The organism is Blautia sp. St.27G3, assembly GCF_059728505.1.
Window position 1 is genome coordinate 77,616 of sequence record NZ_BAAGFO010000001.1, and the last position, 18,882, is coordinate 96,497.

Annotated in this window: 14 protein-coding genes and 1 riboswitch; of the genes, 6 read left to right on the forward strand and 8 right to left on the reverse strand. The window is 45.0% G+C overall.

The window, feature by feature from the left end; all coding sequences use genetic code 11:
• The first annotated feature begins 46 nt into the window (after window positions 1–46).
• From AC6I2O_RS00345 to AC6I2O_RS00355, 3 genes are all read left to right on the forward strand, one after another.
• Window positions 47–883, forward strand: a complete 837-nt coding sequence (locus AC6I2O_RS00345; protein WP_497741491.1) for a class II aldolase — start codon at window positions 47–49, stop codon at window positions 881–883.
• Between the two features lie 33 nt (window positions 884–916).
• Window positions 917–2,404 carry a xylulokinase gene (locus tag AC6I2O_RS00350; RefSeq protein ID WP_497741492.1) on the forward strand — a complete coding sequence of 496 codons (1,488 nt, stop codon included), beginning with the start codon at window positions 917–919 and terminating at the stop codon, window positions 2,402–2,404.
• A 336-nt stretch (window positions 2,405–2,740) separates the two neighbouring features.
• Window positions 2,741–8,428 (forward strand): InlB B-repeat-containing protein, encoded by a 5,688-nt coding sequence (locus AC6I2O_RS00355; protein WP_497741493.1) that lies wholly within the window; start codon window positions 2,741–2,743, stop codon window positions 8,426–8,428.
• Window positions 8,429–8,560: 132 nt separating this feature from the next.
• Here AC6I2O_RS00355 and AC6I2O_RS00360 read toward each other — a convergent pair whose 3' ends face one another.
• The 7 genes from AC6I2O_RS00360 to AC6I2O_RS00390 form a co-directional block, all read right to left on the reverse strand.
• Window positions 8,561–9,625 carry a type IV pilus twitching motility protein PilT gene (locus tag AC6I2O_RS00360; protein ID WP_497741494.1) on the reverse strand — a complete coding sequence of 355 codons (1,065 nt, stop codon included), beginning with the start codon at window positions 9,623–9,625 and terminating at the stop codon, window positions 8,561–8,563.
• Window positions 9,626–9,718: 93 nt separating this feature from the next.
• Window positions 9,719–10,198, reverse strand: a complete 480-nt coding sequence (locus AC6I2O_RS00365; RefSeq protein WP_120393233.1) for a hypothetical protein — start codon at window positions 10,196–10,198, stop codon at window positions 9,719–9,721.
• Window positions 10,195–10,641, reverse strand: coding sequence for a hypothetical protein (locus tag AC6I2O_RS00370; protein WP_120393232.1), 447 nt, complete (start codon window positions 10,639–10,641; stop codon window positions 10,195–10,197). Before AC6I2O_RS00370 ends, AC6I2O_RS00365 begins: the two co-directional genes overlap by 4 nt.
• 94 nt (window positions 10,642–10,735) lie before the next feature.
• On the reverse strand, window positions 10,736–11,242 hold the full coding sequence (locus AC6I2O_RS00375; protein WP_120393231.1) for a DUF4860 domain-containing protein: 507 nt from the start codon (window positions 11,240–11,242) through the stop codon (window positions 10,736–10,738).
• Between the two features lie 12 nt (window positions 11,243–11,254).
• Window positions 11,255–11,596 carry a hypothetical protein gene (locus AC6I2O_RS00380; RefSeq protein ID WP_497741495.1) on the reverse strand — a complete coding sequence of 114 codons (342 nt, stop codon included), beginning with the start codon at window positions 11,594–11,596 and terminating at the stop codon, window positions 11,255–11,257.
• A gap of 57 nt (window positions 11,597–11,653) precedes the next feature.
• Window positions 11,654–12,694 carry a type II secretion system F family protein gene (locus tag AC6I2O_RS00385; protein ID WP_120393229.1) on the reverse strand — a complete coding sequence of 347 codons (1,041 nt, stop codon included), beginning with the start codon at window positions 12,692–12,694 and terminating at the stop codon, window positions 11,654–11,656.
• 114 nt (window positions 12,695–12,808) lie between these two features.
• On the reverse strand, window positions 12,809–13,747 hold the full coding sequence (locus AC6I2O_RS00390) for a transglutaminase-like domain-containing protein (protein ID WP_497741496.1): 939 nt from the start codon (window positions 13,745–13,747) through the stop codon (window positions 12,809–12,811).
• Window positions 13,748–13,911: 164 nt separating this feature from the next.
• A riboswitch (cyclic di-GMP riboswitch) is annotated at window positions 13,912–13,995 on the forward strand.
• A gap of 201 nt (window positions 13,996–14,196) precedes the next feature.
• Between AC6I2O_RS00390 and AC6I2O_RS00395 the strand changes: the two genes are divergently transcribed.
• Window positions 14,197–15,150 carry an anthrax toxin lethal factor-related metalloendopeptidase gene (locus AC6I2O_RS00395; protein ID WP_497741497.1) on the forward strand — a complete coding sequence of 318 codons (954 nt, stop codon included), beginning with the start codon at window positions 14,197–14,199 and terminating at the stop codon, window positions 15,148–15,150.
• Window positions 15,151–15,384: 234 nt separating this feature from the next.
• Window positions 15,385–17,484 (forward strand): hybrid sensor histidine kinase/response regulator, encoded by a 2,100-nt coding sequence (locus AC6I2O_RS00400; protein WP_497741498.1) that lies wholly within the window; start codon window positions 15,385–15,387, stop codon window positions 17,482–17,484.
• Between the two features lie 117 nt (window positions 17,485–17,601).
• Here AC6I2O_RS00400 and AC6I2O_RS00405 read toward each other — a convergent pair whose 3' ends face one another.
• Window positions 17,602–18,264 (reverse strand): YesL family protein, encoded by a 663-nt coding sequence (locus AC6I2O_RS00405; RefSeq protein WP_120393228.1) that lies wholly within the window; start codon window positions 18,262–18,264, stop codon window positions 17,602–17,604.
• A gap of 420 nt (window positions 18,265–18,684) precedes the next feature.
• Here AC6I2O_RS00405 and AC6I2O_RS00410 point away from each other — a divergent pair, with 420 nt between their 5' ends.
• Entirely contained in the window at window positions 18,685–18,882 is a 198-nt protein-coding gene (locus AC6I2O_RS00410; protein WP_120393227.1) for a hypothetical protein, read from the forward strand.

The following is an 18,882-nucleotide window of genomic DNA, read 5'->3' on the forward strand; positions in this document are numbered from 1 at the left end:
GGCCGAGACGTTTTGGTGTGGATGGGAGAATGGAGGATTTCTAGGAATGAAACTGGTGAATGGATACGATTTAATGAAATTTGCGAAGAAATATGGGTATGTGCTTCCGGCGTTTAATACGACGAATCTTGAGATGACGTATGCGATTGCGAATGGCTTGATGGAGGCGAATCTGCCGGGATATATTCAGATTTCTTCGAATAATCTGCGGCTTTCTAATCCGGAGGTGATTGCGGGCATAGCGAGGGATGCGGTTAAAAAATCAGAGACGCCGATCGGGTTGCATCTGGATCATGGCAGATCTTTTGCAGATGTGAAGGCTTGTGTAGATGCAGGATTTACTTCAATTATGATTGATATGTCTCATCTTCCGTTTGAGGAGAATGTACGAGAGTCAAAAAGGGCTGCGGAGTACTGTCATTTTTATGGGATTCCGGTGGAGGTGGAACTGGGTGCGCTTCGCGGAAAGGAAGAGGATATAGTGGATGAGAGCGGGTGTAAGACGGACCCGGATATGGTGGAATCTTACGTGGAAGGCACCGGGTGCGATGTTCTGGCTGTTTCCGTTGGAAATGTACATGGTCTTTGCCTGAATCCAGAAATTGATATTCCGCTTCTTGCCAGGATTCATGAGGTCTCAAAGGTACCGCTCGTTCTTCACGGCGGCTCCGGTATTCCAAAAGAAGTAATCTGGGAAGCAAAGAAGCATGGGCTGATTAAGATTAATTATGGCTCAGATCTTCGCAGGGAATATATTCGAACGTTTGGCGAAGCGTATGAGGCAAATCATAATGAACACGATGTCATACATCTGAGTATTGATGCAGTGAAAAATGTTGCGGACAGAGTTAAAGAGCTCGTTATGATGATCAATGAGCATTAATACAGGACAATCATATTTAACAGGTGCAGAAGAATGAAACGATTATATCTGGGTATTGATCTTGGCACGTCAGCCATGAAAATAGTGTTAATGGATGAACAGAAGCAGGTATTGGCACAGACTACTGAGGAATACCAGTTATCAAGTCCGCAGGCAGGGTGGAGCGAGATAGATCAGGAACTCTGGTTTGAACGTATGGTACAGGGAATCCGGAAAGTCCTGGAAGGCCGGGATGCATCGGGTCTACGCAGCATAGGGCTTACGGGACAGATGCACACACTGCTCGTTCTGGACGGGGTAGGCAGGTGCATTCGGCCGGCATTGATGTGGAACGATCTTCGGACAAAGGACTTGATTGTAGAACTGAAAGAGAATATGAGGTCATTTGAGGACGGGGAATATTTTTCACGGATTATATCAACCGGCAGTCCGGCTGCAAATCTTTACTGGATGAAAAAGTACGAGCCGGAGAATTTCTCCAGAATTGAAAAATTCCTGATCGGTGCAGACTATCTGGTGTATCGTCTGACTGGTTGTTACGGTACTGATTATTGTGAAGCGTCGACCTCCTGTCTTTACGAAATCAGAAACCGGAGATGGTCTGCACAGATGCGGGAGTTTCTTGGCCTGAAAGAATCAGCATATCCTGACGTCCACGAGAGTGCGCATGTGAGTGGAACTGTGACGCCGGAAATGGCGGAGCTGCTTGGTATCTCCACAGAGGTTACGGTACTGACCGGTACCGGGGATAACCCGGCCATGGCAATTTCGACGGGATGTCTCGGAAAGGGCTATCCAGTGATTTCACTTGGTACTTCGGGTGTGCTGGTAATACCGGTTGAGCCAGACCGGGACAATCCATATGGGAAAAAAATTCTGTTTTCTTTTGATAATCAGAAATATTACAATCTGGTGCAGGGCGTCGTCCAGTCAAATGGCAGTACGATGGAATGGTGGCTTCGCAAGGTACTGAAAAAAAAGGATTTTTCTTACATAGATAAAGGGATTGATCTGGAAAGGGCAAAACGAAATTCTGTTATCTTTTATCCGCATCTTGCAGGAGAAAAAACGCTGTATGCAGACCCGGCGCTGAGGGGTTCTTTTTTTGGCATCAGTGCGGACAGTGAACAGGAAGATCTGACGTATTCTGTTCTGGAAGGCCTTTGTTTTGGATTCCGGGAGCTTTCTGAAAAAATGGAGCTGCCACTTGCACATTATGGAAGTGTGAAGGTAGTCGGAGGCGGATCAAAAAGCAGCGTGTGGCTGCAAATTATGGCGAATGTCCTGAATCTTCCGATAGAACGAATGGATGGAATGATTGGCGCTGCCTATGGTATGGCGCTGTTAACGGCACATCGTGACGGCAAGGCGACAGATTATACGAGAATTGTTGAGAAAACCATCCATGTAGAAGAATGTTTCCAGCCAGATCCGGAAATGGCAGCGATCTGTAACAAAAAATATCAGATTTATAAACGAATTTACACTGGTATGAAATATATCACAGGAACTACTTCGTGAACGCTGTAATCAGATTGACGGCATGTACCATGTCTTTTTCAGAAATCTGTGTTGCAGAATAAAAGAATACAAAGTAACTGTAAAGAAAAACAAAGTAAAAAAGTCAAAAAAAGCATTGAAGCATGATTTGATTATTTGCACAATGCTTTTTTTGATGCAATTTTAAAAAAATGACATTTATTACAAAAAATAAATGAATAGAACAAAGAAAATATAAGAAATAGGAAAAGAAAATGTAATTACTTTTACTGGAAAATTGTGTATAATTTACTATGTATTAATAATTAATAAAGGAACTTTTATTTTTAGAAAGGTTCAAGAAAGGAAGGTAGGGATATGGCAAAGAAGCGATTAGGTAGGAAAATATTATCGCAGGTTTTGGCTGTGAGTATGGTATTTTCTTTGTGGGGGGGACCAGTCAATGCATTAGCTGCTGAAACGCCTGTTGCAGTTGAGGGTTCTACAGAAGCCATGACAGAAGCTCAGACCACAGAAGAGACAACCGCGCCGGAGACACAGGCTGAGACAACAGCAGAAACAAAAGCGCCGGAGACAGAGAAACCAGCGGAAGTACAGACAGAAGCACCGGAGACAGAGAAACCAGCAGAAGTACAGACAGAAGCGCCGGAACAGACGGAGGCACAGACAGAAACACCGAAGGAGACACAGAAGCCGGAACAGACGGAGGCATCGGCAGAGATACCGAAAGAGACAGAAAAGCTGGAACAGGAACAGACAGAAGCGCCGACGCAGAATGTGCTGAAGTCGCCGGCGAAAGAAACAGCATCAACTACAGAAATTTATTTCCGCTCAAATGGAAATGGATACGTTACAAACGGTGAGACAGCAGGAATTGATTTTTTATATAAAAATGTAGAAGCTGGACAGGAGATTCAGGTTCCGGGAGTACAACCGTTTGACGGATATGTATTTGCGGGCTGGAGAGAAAAGAGCGCATCCGGAACACCGGTTGAACTCGGTTCAAAGGTAACGGGAACAGATACAGATCAGACGTATTATGCACTTTTTACTCCAAAGACAATTACATTGACATTTGTAGTGAAGGAGCCGGGAACGGCAACCATCAAGAATTCAGGTACCAGTAATATGGTGACTTATGAAACGATTGATGACCATACGGTAAAGGCTGTTTATAAGTATAATAAAAACTCTGTAAAAGTAAAATTTCCGACTGTAACCATAGCGGACGGATATGAAGGAACGGGTACAGGTACTTATAAATCTTATTGGACAAAGCCGGATGGAAATCGTACGCCGGATACAACAAACATGACCGGTACGCTTCCGTTTGAAGATCAGACATATACCCTGATTACGCAGCCGAAAAGCAGTCGTAATTTTACAGTAAAGTGCCTGAATGCAGCCGGAACAGAGGTGTATAGTTTTACAAGTAAAAGAAATTTGAATGAGACTGCTGTATTATTTAGTTCTTACACGATCGGCAAAATTGAGGAAAAGGGTTATACTGTTTCGGACGCAGCAAGAGCTTATCAGGTTCGTTATGTAAAGGCAAATGAACTGGAATTGCTGGACGAAGAAGGAAATGTATTGCAGACATCAGTTCTGGATTCTGACGATCTCGTATTGAATGTGAAGCTTACAGAAGAAGAACCGGTAACGACAAATATCAAATTCTACAGCACGGCCGGCGGAAGTATTGCAGTCGAAGGAGAGACAAAGAATCCTGTGGAGTACAGCGATGTGGCAGCAGGAACTACGGTTGCAGTGCCGGAAGTATCATCGTTTACCGGTTACGAATTTAAGGGCTGGAGAAAAGGCAGCGCAAGCGGAGAGGCCGTTGATCTTGGTTCTGCTGTGACAGCAACAGAAGAGGATCAGATTTATTATGCAACATTTGACCGAAAAACCATTGTCATTACTTTTACAGTAGAAGACCCGAATGCAGCGACGCTCAGCAAACCGAAAACAGGTTTCGGCGGAGCCAGCTCAACCATTACGTATGAGCAGATTGATGCACAGACGATGACAGCTACCTATAAATATCCGTATGCAAACGGAGGAGTGAAATTATGGTATCCGACGGCAACGATTGCTGCTGGATATAACACCTCTTTTGTAAAAGGCGAGGGAACCTACTGGCGTCATGAAGACGGAAGCGAGGGAATCGGAAAGGAAGAACTTTCTGTTCTGCCGTCAGAGAATGAGACAATGACGCTTGTTGTCAGCCCGGTTACAAAGAGAAACGGTAAGATTATTTTCCGGGGGGAAGACGGAACCGTTGTTTATACGTCTTATCCGACAATGATTTTGAATCAGAAAATAGATCTGATCAGCAGCTATGTGACGGATGCAGCGGACACAGCCGGATATGAAATTCCGGAGGAAATGAAAGCTTATACGGTACATTATGAGAAAGCTAACTGCATAGAAATCAAAAATGCAGCCGGAGAAACCGTTTTTACAGGAACCAGTACTAATGGCAGCGATACAATTCTGCTTACCGTGACAGTTCCGAAAAAACAAGTAAAGAGAACGATCACGTTCAACAGTGGTGCAAACGGCAAATTTGTTGTTGATGGAGAAGAAAAAAGCAGCGTTACCTACAGTGATGTAACGGTAGGTCAGGAGATTTCGGTACCGGAAGTAAAAGCAGACAATTATTTCGAATTTGCAGGCTGGAGAAAAGACAGCGCTACAGGGCCGGAGTGGGTGCTTGGCGAGACAGTTGTGGGAACAGAGTCAGACCAGACCTACTATGCAGTTTATGAGAGAAGGACAGTTAAGATTACCTTTAAAGTAAAGGAACCAGGTTCGGCAACGCTTACAGCCCTAAAAGGAAGCAGCCAGACAAAGGCGGAGCAGATTGATCCGGAAACAGTAGTAGTTACTTATCCAGCTAATTATTATATACAGGGAAGTATAAAAATTAACTTTCCAAAGGCAACGATAGCGGACGGATATGAAAAAAGTTTAAGCGCGGCACAGAGCTTTAAGTCTTACTGGGAGAGACCGAGCGGAAGCAGAGACAGCGGCGGTACCATGACGTTTGTTTCAAATGAAGACGAAACGTACTATCTGGTGGCCATGCCAAAATCATCACGGGATTATTACATTAAGTTCCTGAATGCGAACGGCGAGGAGATTACCAGCAGCTCCACAAAAGTAAATCTGAATGAGACGGAAAAAGTAATGCAGTTTTCTTCTGTAATCAATAGGATTGAAGAAAAAGGTTATTTTATTCCGGAAGACGTTATGGGATATACCGTGACGTATGACAGAGCCAACGCAATAGACCTGAAGAATGCTGCGGGCGAAGTTGTGGAAACCCTCACAGGAACAGGGGAATTTATCTTTACAGTGACGCTTCCGAAAGCATGTACGATTGAAACAGCCAGCAACGATAATGTAACAATCGACGAGACTGCGAAGGTAGCTCCGGGTTCTGCTCATACTGTACATTTTACGGTAAACGAAGGCTGTGCAATTTCCAGTGTGATTATAGACGGAGAAAAATTAAGCAAAGAGGAAATCGCGGCTTTGAATGGCGCTTACACATTTGAGAACGTGCAGGGAGATCATCAGATCCGTGTAGACGCAGAACCGGTATCTTCTATTTCTTTCCACGCAGGATACGGCGGAGAGCTTGTTGTAGATGGCGAAACAAAGAGAGATATCAGCTACGAAGAACTGATGAATGGTACAACAATTACGGTACCTGAGACAAAACCGATGACCGGTTATGAGTTCAAGGGCTGGAAAAAAGGAAGCGCAAACGGAGAGGCTGTTGAACTTGGCGCTGCGGTTATGGCAACCGGTGAGGATCAGGTATATTATGCAGTATTCCAGGCAAAAACGATTACGCTTACTTTTGTGGTGAAGGAACCGGGGTCGGCGACACTTACAAAAGCCCAGGGAAGAGGTACAAAAGCAGAGCAGATTGATGAATCTACTGTAAAGGTTACCTACACATATCCGACCAGTACAATTCCGGGAAGCATTCAGATTAAATATCCGAGCGTAAAAGTAGCAGCGGGATATGAAAAAATAGGAAGTGGGAAATACGCTTCTTACTGGACGACTCCGGATGGAAATCGTACACCGGATACAGGAACGATGACAGGATATATCCCGACAGAGGATGGCACTTACACACTGATTGCAGCTCCGTCCACTATCATGAACTGGGAAGTAGATTTTGTGGACGCAGATGGAACAAGAATTGATTATACAACTGGTAAGAACAATCTGAATGAGACAAAGACAGTACTTTCGTATCAGTCTGTAATTACAAGGATTGAAAATAAAGGCTACTTTATTCCGGAAGAAATTAAGGAATATACGCTGACGTATGAAAAAGCAAATGCAATGGAAATGAAGAATGCGGAAGGCGAAGTCGTTCAGGAAGGCGTTCTGCAGACAACCGGATCAAGAAAAATGATTTTCACCGTGGAACTTCCGAAGGTATATGAAATCACCACGACAGGTGAAAATGTAACCATCAGCGAATCCGGTAAGGCCCCGGCAGGCTCTGATTACACAGTAACCTTTGCAGCAAATGAAGGCTATGGTATTTCAAGCGTGACTGTAGACGATGTAGTGCTTAGCAAGGAAGAGATTCAGGCTCTGAACGGCTCCTATACGTTTGCAGATCTGAGTGCAAACCATACGATTGCCGTAGCGGCAACGCATGAACCGAAGCTTGAGGCAGCCCTGAACATTACATCCACACCGGGTGCTGATGGCGTTTATAAGCTTGGCGAAACAATTACTTATACGGTAACTGTAACAAACACAGGAAATATCCCGCTGAAGAATATCGTAGCAGAAAGCGTTCTGAGTCGTGCAGACGGAATGTCAGTCGCTCCGGACGGACAGGCAGAAGGCCTGGAAGTTCTGGCAGTTGGCGAGACGAGAACGTTTACGTACAGCCATGTCGTTACGGCAGAGGATCTTGGAAATACGCTGATCTGCAAGGCAACCGTATCCGGTAGTGCAGAACCGGTTCCAGACAGTGAGGCAGAGGCTCTGAGCGTGTCTGTGGAAGCAGCAGCGGTCGCAACGGAAGATCCGTATAACTGCGCAGTAAACGTAACGCTGAATCTGGTAGAGGCAGTTGCAGATACACCGTACGTGGTAGAAAATGCAGAATTCTATGTAGCGCTGTTTGCAGATGCGGAAATGACGCAGAGAGTCAGCGACGTAAAGGCGCTTTCCTTCAACCGTGAGAATTCATCGGCAGCTGTGACCTTTGACGGTCTGCAGAAGGGAAGCTACTACGTAGCAGAGACAAATGCAGCAGGTGCTGTAGTAACAAATGGTATCCTGGACGGTGTGGAATACCAGGTATACTACGGCGAAAACGGAAGCCAGAAGGTAGATCTCACAGAAAACGGACAGGTTGCAGCATTTACATTTGCAAATGCCTTCCTGAATATGGGTGCAGCGAAATACGATAACGCAGAGCTGACGATTACGAAACTGGTAAAGAAGAGCAATGGAAAAGCACTGAAGAGCGATGAGATTTTCTATTTTGGTCTGTTTAAGGATGCAGCTTATACGCAACCAACTGACAGCGGCGACAGCATGGTTGCAATTGATATGAACGGAAAATCTTCCGCAAGTACTACGGTAGAAGTATATATGGCAGAAGGCGAAGAAACGACCCTGTATGTGACAGAAGTAAACGCAGACGGCAGACCGGTGACACAGGACACTGACTTTGCGTACACGATGACAGGTGCAGGCGCGGTAACTCTGAACCTGACTGACCGTAGAACAGCGGAGCTGACACTTACGAATACGCAGAAGGAAGAGGAAGAGATCGAGACAGAAAAACCGACGGAGAAAGAAACAGAAAAGAAAGACGATCCGAAAAAGGATGACAAAAAAGATGATAAGAAAGACGACAAGAAGGATGACAAGAAAAAAGAAGCAGTAAAGACCGGAGACAACACACCGATCATGCTGTACGTGGTTCTGCTTGTATTTGCAGCAGTTCTCATGGCAGGCATCCCTGTTCTTTCCCGCAGGCGCAGAAGATAGTAATAACAGTGCAAAATGGAGACCGTATTAGATCTTATGCTAAATGGAAAAGAGGCATAAAATAATACAGGCAGTGAAAACCCCTGGCATAACATGCATACGTTATGTCAGGGGTTTCTGTTGTCCTGATAATTACAGCTTTTTCTTCAGCATTTCCGCGTTGGTAGAATACTGCAACGCCGTCTCACGTGAGATACGGCCCGCCTTGTAAAGTTGCAGCAGGCTGTTATCCATAGAGATCATGTCCTCCTTGGCGGAGGTATAAATGATTCCTTCGATCTGGTGCGTTTTGTTATCCCGGATCATATTACTGATCGCAGGTGTCATAATCATAATCTCGAAAGCCGGGATCATTCCGCCCTGAATCGAAGGAACAAGCTGCTGTGAAATAACGGCCCGCAGAACCATGGAAAGCTGCATGGCAATCTGATGCTGCTGGGACGGGTCAAAGACATCAATAATACGGCTGATCGTGCTGGCAGCCCCGATGGTATGAAGGCTGGAAAGCACCAGATGGCCTGTTTCAGCGGCCGTCATGGCAGTCTGAATCGTCTCATGGTCACGCATCTCACCGAGCAGAATCACATCCGGACTCTGGCGCAGCGCTGCACGAAGCGCCGTCAGATAATTATCCGTATCCGTGGATATTTCTCTCTGGCTGACAATACTCTTTTTATGACGATGCAGAAACTCCAGCGGATCTTCCAGCGTAATAATATGATCCTGCCGGGTGGAATTAATCTGATCCACAAGGCAGGAGAGCGTTGTAGACTTCCCGCTTCCCGCTGGCCCGGTCACGAGAATCAGCCCCTTTGTCATAGAGGTAAGAGACAAAACAGCAGGCGGAATCCCGATTTCATCAGGACGCGGCAGCTCAAACGCAATGATACGGATGACAGCCGCCAGAGATCCCCTCTGCTTATACGTGCTGACACGGAAACGGGAGAGCCCTGGAATCGCAAAAGAAAAATCATCATCCCCGGTCTCAAGAAAACGCTCAATCGAACGATTCCCGGCCAGCTCATAAATATTGCGGATGAAAAGTTCTGTGTCATGCGGCATCAGCCGTTCACCTTCCGTGTGCATGATGCCATTCACCTTATAAGAAATCGGAAGACCGGCGACAACAAAGATGTCAGAGGCCCCTGCGGATGTGGCGGACTGAAGAAAGGCTGCCGCGTTATTTGTGTCACTCATATGGAAATCTCCTTTAAAAATGATTTTTTGTAATGGGTTGGGAAGAGGACGCCGCCTTGCAGCATGTACAAAAACGGGGTTCCGGCAACTCTGTCACCCCGGCTGATACAGGTTTTCGGATTTATCAGGCGTCCACTCGCCGGTATTCACGGTTTCAAAGGATGTGATATGAAAAAGCGTATCTTCCGTACGGTCCGGGTATTCCGGATGGAGGGAGACGCAGATTACCTGGTTTTCTGTAATTGGTACGGAAAAGGTGATCGAAAGTGCGTCGCTGTTCCATTCGGCTTCACTGACCAGTGCAGAGATAGAGGCGCACTGATTTATATAGGAAGACTTTGGATCGTCTGCGGTCTCGGCTTTTTTTAAATAGCCGGCGAGCGCTGCGTCAATCCGGGAAATTATTTCATTCGCAGAAGTTACGGCAGCGTAATACTGCGTCGTCCGGTCTGCAGACTTCTGACTTAATGTTTCGTCTGCTGTGGCACCTGAGAGGGAGAGCAGAGAAAAGGTAATCAGGCACAGGGACAGAAAAATAAGAAGCATCAGGGAAACACCGGATGTTTTTCTCATTGCAGCGCCTCCTTTCGTGTCAGAGCAAGGTGAAAGGATACGGGGAGCTGATAAATCAGTTCATGTTTTCTGTCTTCCATTTGGATTTCTGCCCGGAGCGTATGATCTTCCTGCTCCATTACGACGGTCAGCGCATAAGATGCATGTTCCGCGGAACAAGGTAGAAAATCGTGATCGTAGGTAATGAAAAAACCATCGGAAGTAACGGAAGCATCTGGAAAAAAGGAGGCTGCCTCCGTTGGTGTTATTGCGCCCTGTTCGATGACTGAGGCAACAGAGGCTGCTATTGCCTGGGCATGAGAGAGCGCTTCCGAATGCTGCGTGATTGTGTGCGACTTAACGAAAAGACGCAGACAGACGGTACTGATGATCAGAAAGAAAAACAGCACAATCAAAAACTCAATGAAAAACAGGCGGGAACCTGTCCTGGAATTTCGATTCATAACGCCTCCTGTTGCAATGATAAGAAGCCAGTTATGAGAAACCGCAAGTCGGATTCTCATAAAAAAGTATCAGATATTTTCGGATCGGTCTGTTTCACCGGCTACGTATGGGAATCAGAGTGGAAAGCTGCTCACCTTTTGGGCTGACGGCAGTGACGGAGAGGAGAGGGTCCGTACCGGGCTCTTCTATCTCTTTGATGTCAAAATCGGACAGCTCTACAATGGGGGTGCCAAGCGCTTTCTCAGGGACAGTACTTTCGCGGACAAACAGCTCATACAGTGCATGGTCAGAAAAGTACACGTAGGTGAGAAACGCACCGGTTTTTCCCTCTGCCTCTTCGGTCGTATCGAAAAAAGCAATCGCCGGCAGGTCTTCGACGGAGGTCAGAAATATGCTGCCGGTTTTGTCATGTTGCCGTACTTTTTCGGTAAGATAAGCAATTGCTGTCCGCGAGGTGTAGTTTTCATTTAGATGTGATACACCGCTTTTATAAATCGCGGAACCCATCTGTGCGAGAAAAACGGTAAAAAGAAAAAAAACAAGCAGCAAAAGAAACGAAAAAAGAGAATCAATGGAATGATTTTTCTGTTTGGCGTTCATGGTTCCCTCCTTTTATTTCTTTGTATCGGTTCGCTGAAAAACGTTGACATCAGGCATCAGGTTTGAACCGATAATCTCATAGCTGACGAGGTATTTGTCCAGATTCCAGCTGATGCCGTAGTGGTCGCGGATGTAATCAATGCTTTCCGGGTATCTGCCTTCCATCGCATAGCTGTGAACTGCACTGTGCAGGATTGCGAGACGGAGGCTTTCGGCCTGACTGTCCCCTGCCGTCTTTTGGACTCTGGAGGTCCCGAAAAGCAGAACAGTGACAAGACTGCTGAATAGAACGACCGTGACGAGCAGACGACGCAGCAGATGAGAAGAAGATTTTTTCTGTGTAAAACGGTTCATAAGATTCCTTTCATCTTTTTAGAGTACAGACGTTGCGTACGTGCCAGTCTGTTCCGGTTATCCGATGTTTGCCATGACACTGAGCAATGGAAGCATCACAGACACCAGAATGATTCCGGTTAAAAGAGAGAGTACGGCTGTCATGGTTGGTTCCAGCGCCCCAACGGCTTTCTGAATACGGTTGTCGGCCTCTTCCTGTTCGCTTACAGCGATTTGCTTCAACGCATCCTCTGCGGAGCCGGTGCGAAAACCAATCGAGAGCATCCGCGCATTCAAGCCGGTAATGATACTGGCATCGCGCAGGGAATCTGCGAGATCGCTGCCTTCCTCAAGCAGAGCGGCAGCTTTTTCCATTTTTCCCTGAAAGAGTTTCTGATCAGTCAGGCCTGCAGCGAGCGTAAAGCTTTCGCCCATGTCAAGCCCGCTGTGCAGCGCCAGTGACAGCGCATCCGAAAAGCGGGAACGTGCAAGGCGTTCCATGACTTTGCGTCCAAGCGGCAACTTTGTAATCACAAGAATCAGCATTTCCCTGCCCTTTTTGGAACGCAGCGCCAGAACACATGCAAGGGCCAAAAGTACAATCATAACGAGCAAAATAGTGGCAGCCGCCTGCATCACACCGGAAAGCCGGAATATCATGGAAGATACGCCGGTCATTTCAATACCGAGCTGTTCAAAGACTTCGCCAAATACAGGCATTACCTGTGTCATAAGAACAAGCAGTACCGCAAACAGCATACAAATCAGAATCAGAGGATAGGTCAGCGCTTCCCGGATGCTGCGGGTGAGCGATTCCTGCCGTTTGTAATAATCACAAAGCGATGACATGACCTCCTCAAGGGTGCCGGAGCGTTCTCCGATCTCTGTCATTTTTATAAAATATTCTGGAAAAACACCGCTTGTAAGCAGTGCTTCAGCCAGTTCACCCGTCTCTTCGAGGGAACTGTAAATGGCTCTTATTATGTTGCGTCCCTCTCCCTCCGGCATATCCTCCTGCATGATGGAAACACCTTCCAGCACCGAAATACCGGAATGAAGAATCATGGCCAGCTGACCGGAAAAGGCAGATAGCTCGTTGTCTGTTAACATTTGCTTCATAGGTCCTCCCTGTTTTGTATTCGATCATATTGTAAGATTCCTGTAAAGAATGAGATTCCTGGCCTATGGAATCTGTATAGGTTGTCTGGACAGCGTATGCAGGTAATGCGAGTGTCAGCGGACATATTGCAGAATATAATTGCTTCCGTCTCCAATGTAGTCGCGGATATTTTGTTCTTCACCGAGTGCGGAGGCAAAGGTCGGGTCCATCATTTTCCATTCTCTGCCATTAAATTCGACGGCATTCTTTACCCAGCCGATGGATTCCATATAGACGTCAATCCAGGCATGGTGGATTTCACCGCTGTAGCCGATGGACAGTTTGGCGGGAATGGACAGGGACCGCAACATAGCGACAGACAGTGCTGCGTAGTCAAAACAGATTCCTGTCTTGGTGCGAAGGGTGTCATCCACATCCGGAAGATAACCGGATTCTACGGTGGCAGCTTTTTCCTCGTCATATGTAATATTTTCCGTGACATACTGGTAAATGGCAGTCAGTGCTTCCAGATCTGTTTTGGCGTCTGCGGAAAGCTCTGCAGCAAGGTGAATTGCCTCATTGTCTTCGGAAAAATCCACATACTGATTTGGGTATAGAAAAGGAAGAAATTCACTTTTCAGTTCCAACGTCAGTGAATGAGTGAGCAGCGATACGTACTGGTCTCCGCCGACATTTTCAAAAGCAAGGACAATGTAGCTTCCGTTTCCAGCAGTTAAGGGAAAGACAGCGGGAGCATCTGCGTTGTCCAGAAAATATTTATAAATGACCTGATCGGGTCCGGTCACCTGTATGTTTATTGTTTTTCCGGGTTCTGAGAGTCTGCCTGTAAAATAGCCGTCCGAAACATTGGTAAAATCAAGTGTAAGAGCTCCGGCAGTCACAGTATCCTGATCACCGGATACAGGTACAAGCACATGTGTGACACCGGGCTTGTATGCGCCGACCTCGTTTGATTTTTTATCTTTTCCGGCTTGTCCGCAGCTGCAGCAGCAGATACAGATCAGAAATGCGAGCGCCGCACAAAGAACCCGGCGGCAACAGATTCGTTTCATATTATTAATAGAAAGTACTCCTTCAATATAGTAGAATTTGTTATTATTTTGCAGTTTTTTGCAGGAGATGTCAAGTGTTAAGAAGCGGATTCTTTTTTTGGAATAATTTTGGAAAAAGTGGTTGACAGCTGAAGAAATGGGGATTAGAATAAATGTAAATAAATCAGATATAAGGGCAAACCCGTTGAAAAGCGGGGACGCAAAGCCAGGGGTCTAAGGTCTGCGGACTATGATAGCCGGTTGCCACATTCTTTGATGCATGTGATAGATATCGTATGGGTCTGACATTGTTGAGTGATTTTTGGATTCTTGACAGGTCGAGTGAGAATGCGTAGTTGGTAACCGCTGAATATATATATTTAGTGGTTATTTTTGCGTTTAGCTTTTATGTCGAGTGCTATATTATTATATATTATATAAAGGAAAAGATGTATCAGGAGGAGATCACGATGAAGGGGAAAAGCGTAAAGGATTTATTTAAGAAAACATCGGTTAAGATTGGAAGTGTGGTACTTGCAGCAGCGATTGTAGCAGGAAGCCTGTGGGCTGTGAATTCTCAGAATCATATGGTGCCAGAGCTCGTGACCTTTGTAGATACAGACGGAAGTGTATCAATTGAGGGGGATGGAGTTCCGCTTGCGGCTCCGAAGGTTACAAAGTCTACAAAGACGAAAAAGAAAACAAAGAAAATCAAACTGAAAAAGGCTTCCAAGAAAACATATAAGAAAAAAGGAAAATCAACCACAAAGAAAAGTACAAAGAAATCCAAATCAGGAAGTACTTCCACCACAACGGTTACGGTTGTTGCAACGAATGTAATGAACCAGTATAAGAAAGGTTCTAAGGTGAACACACAGGTTACAACGACAAAGACGACTGTTACAAAGACTGTTATGTCTCAGCAGGCAGAGACTTTGCAGAAAGAGCTGGCATCCAGCTCAGGCAACGTATCAGTGGCAACACTGGCTCCGCTTGTAGACAGCCGCGTTGCAAATGCATTTAATACACTTGGCTTTTCCATTAAGATGAATAGCAGTGTTTCTTATTCGGGATTGTTTGATGCGAGAAGCCGCTCCATTACTCTGAAAAGAGCAGATTCCACGATTTACCACGAGCTTGGACACTTCCTAGCGTTCATTGCAGGAAACTACGATATGTCGGCAGAGTTCAAGAATATTTACAACCGTGAGAAATCGAAATACACAGCATTCAACAAAGCATACGTGCTTTCTAACAGCTCTGAATATTTTGCAGAGTCTTTCAAGAATTATACGTTAGAGCCGGCTGCTCTTCAGGCTTCCAGACCGGAGACCTACAAGGCAATACAGAACGCACTTTCCAAGGTGACTGACAGCCAGGTATCAAGAATCTGGAATGTATATAAGACGGTATGGCAGTCATAAGTGTCTGCGCAAAATCACAAAACAGAATCTAAAAGGGCTGCTGCAAAACCAAATCGTTTTGCAGCAGCCCTTTTTCATGCGTAAATAGGAAAGAGAACAGTTTGTAATTCCATTTGACAGTGATTGAAGCGAAGTGTAAATTAACAAAATTCGCAAAGTGTATTTTGTCTGGTTGACAAGAAAAAGTAAACAAAAGTATAATAAATCATATACCAGGAATTGGAAGAAAGTGGGGTGTTTTCATTGATTTTAAATGAGCAGGCGTTTCCTGTAATTGAACAGATTACAGCAGGGATGCCGGGTGGCTTCTTTATTTATCATGCAGATCAGAACGAAAAGCTGATCTATGCAAATATAGCGCTTATTCGCATGTTCGGGTGTGAAAGTCTGGATGATTTTAAAGAGTATACAGGCTATACGTTCCGCGGGATGGTTCATCCGGAAGATTTCGAAATGGTAGAACAGAGCATTCGTCATCAAATTAGTGAAAAAGACCTTGATTTTGTAGAATACAGGATTGTCCGCAAAGACGGGGAAATCCGCTGGATGGAGGATTACGGGCATTTTGTACATACCAATAAATATGGGGATATTTTTTACGTATTTCTCGAAGATGCGACAGAAAAATATTTAAAAAAACAAAAAGATGAAGAAGCGAAAATTCTGATGCAGGAAAAGCTTGGAGCGCTGGAGAAGCTTGCGCATGAGACGACTTCGCTGAATATTGTTCATGAGATGCTAGGATCTGGCAAATGGAGCATGGAATTTAATGAACAGGGGAAGATGATCCGCGTTCTCTGGAGTAAACAGTTCCGGCGTATGATTGGCTATCATGACGAAACAGATTTTCCGAACACGCTGGAAGCGTGGAGCAATCTTCTGCATGAAGAGGATAAAGAGCGGGTTCTGAAAGAATATTATGACACGATTCATGATTATACGGGTCAGAAAAAGTATGATGTGGAGTACCGTCTTCTGACAAAAACGGGTGGTTATCACTGGTATCGCGCTACGGGTATGCTTTCCAGACGCAAGGATGGGTCGCCAATTACATACGTCGGAATGTTTGTTGATATAACTGCGCAGAAGCAGCTGGATCAGGAGCTGATCCAAAAACAGAAGCAGCTGGAGAAGGCGCTTGAGAAGGCACAGCGTTCCGATCAGGCCAAAACAGTATTTCTCAACAATATGTCACATGATATCCGCACGCCGATGAATGCGATTATCGGTTTTTCAAATCTTGCCTTGCTTCATATGGAAAACAGAGATCAGGTCAGAGAGTATTTGTCGAAAATTATGGTATCGAGCAATCATTTGCTGGAGTTGATTAATGATGTGCTGGATATGAGCCATATCGAGAGCGGCAAGCTACAGATTCAGGAGCAGGATTGCAACATTCTGGAAATATTACGTGATTTGCAGACGATTGTACAGGCAGATGTACAGGCAAAGGAGCTGGAATTTTCAATTGATACAGTCAATGTGGAGCATGAAGTAGTTCTGTGTGACAAGCTAAGGCTGACAAGAGTTCTTCTTAATATTGTCAGCAATGCTTTAAAGTTTACACCGAAACGGGGCTGTATCCATGTCTGTGTGACGGAAAAAGGTGAGAGGCAGGAGCAATATGTGTCTTATGAAATTCGGGTGAGGGATACGGGGATTGGTATGAGCCGTGAATTTCTTGCGCATATTTTTGAACCGTTTGAGCGTGAGAGAACGTCTACGGTCAGTGGCATTCAGGGAACCGGCCTTGGTATGCCAATTACAAAGAATATTGTAAATATGATGAACGGCACAATCACAATAGACAGTGAACAAGGAAAAGGGACAGAGGTTACACTTTGCTTTTTGTTCCGGGTGCCGCAGTGTATCTGTGAACCGGATTGTAAGCCAGAGAAAAATGAAGCAGAGGTGTCGTTTTGTGGGAAACGCATTCTTCTGACTGAGGATAATGAGCTGAATCAGGAGATTGCAATGACGATTCTGGAGGAGGCCGGGTTTGAGGTCGACGTAGCAGAAAACGGAGCAGTTGCAGTTGAAAAAATGAAGAACTCAGCTCCGGGCACGTATGACGTTATTTTAATGGATATTCAAATGCCAGTGATGGATGGGTATGAGGCGACTGCAGCGATCAGAAGCCTTGAAAATCAGGCGCTTGCGCAGACTCCGATTATTGCAATTACTGCGAATGCATTTGTGGAGGATAAAAGGCGTGCCATTGATGCGGGAATGAACGGGCATCTTGGTAAGCCGATTGAAATTGATAAATTGATAACTGCTTTACAAAATATTTTTGCTGGTTCGTGTGAAAAGCAGAATGATTACAGGTGCTAGATATACAAGTACGGATCAGGCTGTCATAAAAAACTGCCACACAACAGAGATTCTGAGGGTTGATATGCTCAGGTTCAGATCTGTTGTGCGGCAGTTTTTTTATTTTATAAAATATAATTATTGCGTATCATCGTCCGACGAAAATTGAGTTTTTTCAGAAGGCATATACTTTTTAAAAATTCGATTCAGGAAAAAAGAATTAGCAAATGCAATCAATGCAAACCCGCACACAATCCAGACTAGAATTCCGTACCAGAGTGTATACGCATTCCAAAATGTCAGGAAAACGGAGCCGACGATGAGGAGCATCATGACAAGGGTACGCGGGAAATCGGCGATTGCCATGATAAATGCATTGCGGAAGGTAACAGCAATGCTGTTTTCAAATCGGGATAATAACGGAAATATGTAAATAAGCTCCATCACGTAAAGAATCGTGATTGCAGAGATCAGTACGAGAAACACTGCTCCAAAGGAATTGTCAGAATGGTTTAGGATATAGATATCAAGTCCCAGAACACTTCCCGCGAACAAAAGTGCAACCCAGATGATAGTCGCTTGCCGGAAATTTTGCCGAAAGGATTTCAGGAAAGAGCGAACGACGTATCCTTCCTCATTTGCAGCCATTTTCAGAGTTACATAATAAAGGGCCGTTGTGGAGGCGCCAATGGTGAAAACAGGAAGCGAACAGAGAAGGAAAATGAGGTTGAGAATCATCAGATCTGCAAGCCTGCCCATTGCACGGAAAAAGGCGTTATCCATATTAAAAATATTCTGCATAAAATCACTCGCTTTCTTGGTTGAATTAAAATTACTGTCCTCATTATAGGGGATATTGGACAAAAAAGCAACGAGCAGTTCTTTGGCTTTCCGAAAGAGTTTTCGGACGGTCAGTCATTTTACAGGTGGTCATTTGAAAGAAATAAATATAATAAAATTTATTTTCGTTACCATTTTGTGACATTGACAGTGTATCATACATTTAGTAAACTTGTTATAAGAAAAGGATTTTATTAAGAATGAAATTAAAATGCTATTTTGACAGGCAAATATTCGTTTGCTTTTGGCCTAAAAAGTTAAAAGCAGTTATATGGAACAAAACCATTCAGAGGATGCGAAACCCATTTGGGGTTCGTGCGCTTTGAATGGTTTTTTGCGTGTGCTTGTCTTTTTGATAGAGTCGGGGAGGAGATACAGGGAATGAAAGGGAAACAGGTATTTGTTCTTGAAATCAACAGTACGGAACGCCAGAGCTGGCAGGGAAATGTGGAATGGGTGCAGGGAAAGAAAAAGAAATCGTTTCGGAGTGTTATGGAGTTGCTGCGCTTAATTGATTCTGTTGTGTGTGACGAGGCGCCGCCTGCTCTTGACGAAGAAACTGAGCTGATAAATGAGTAG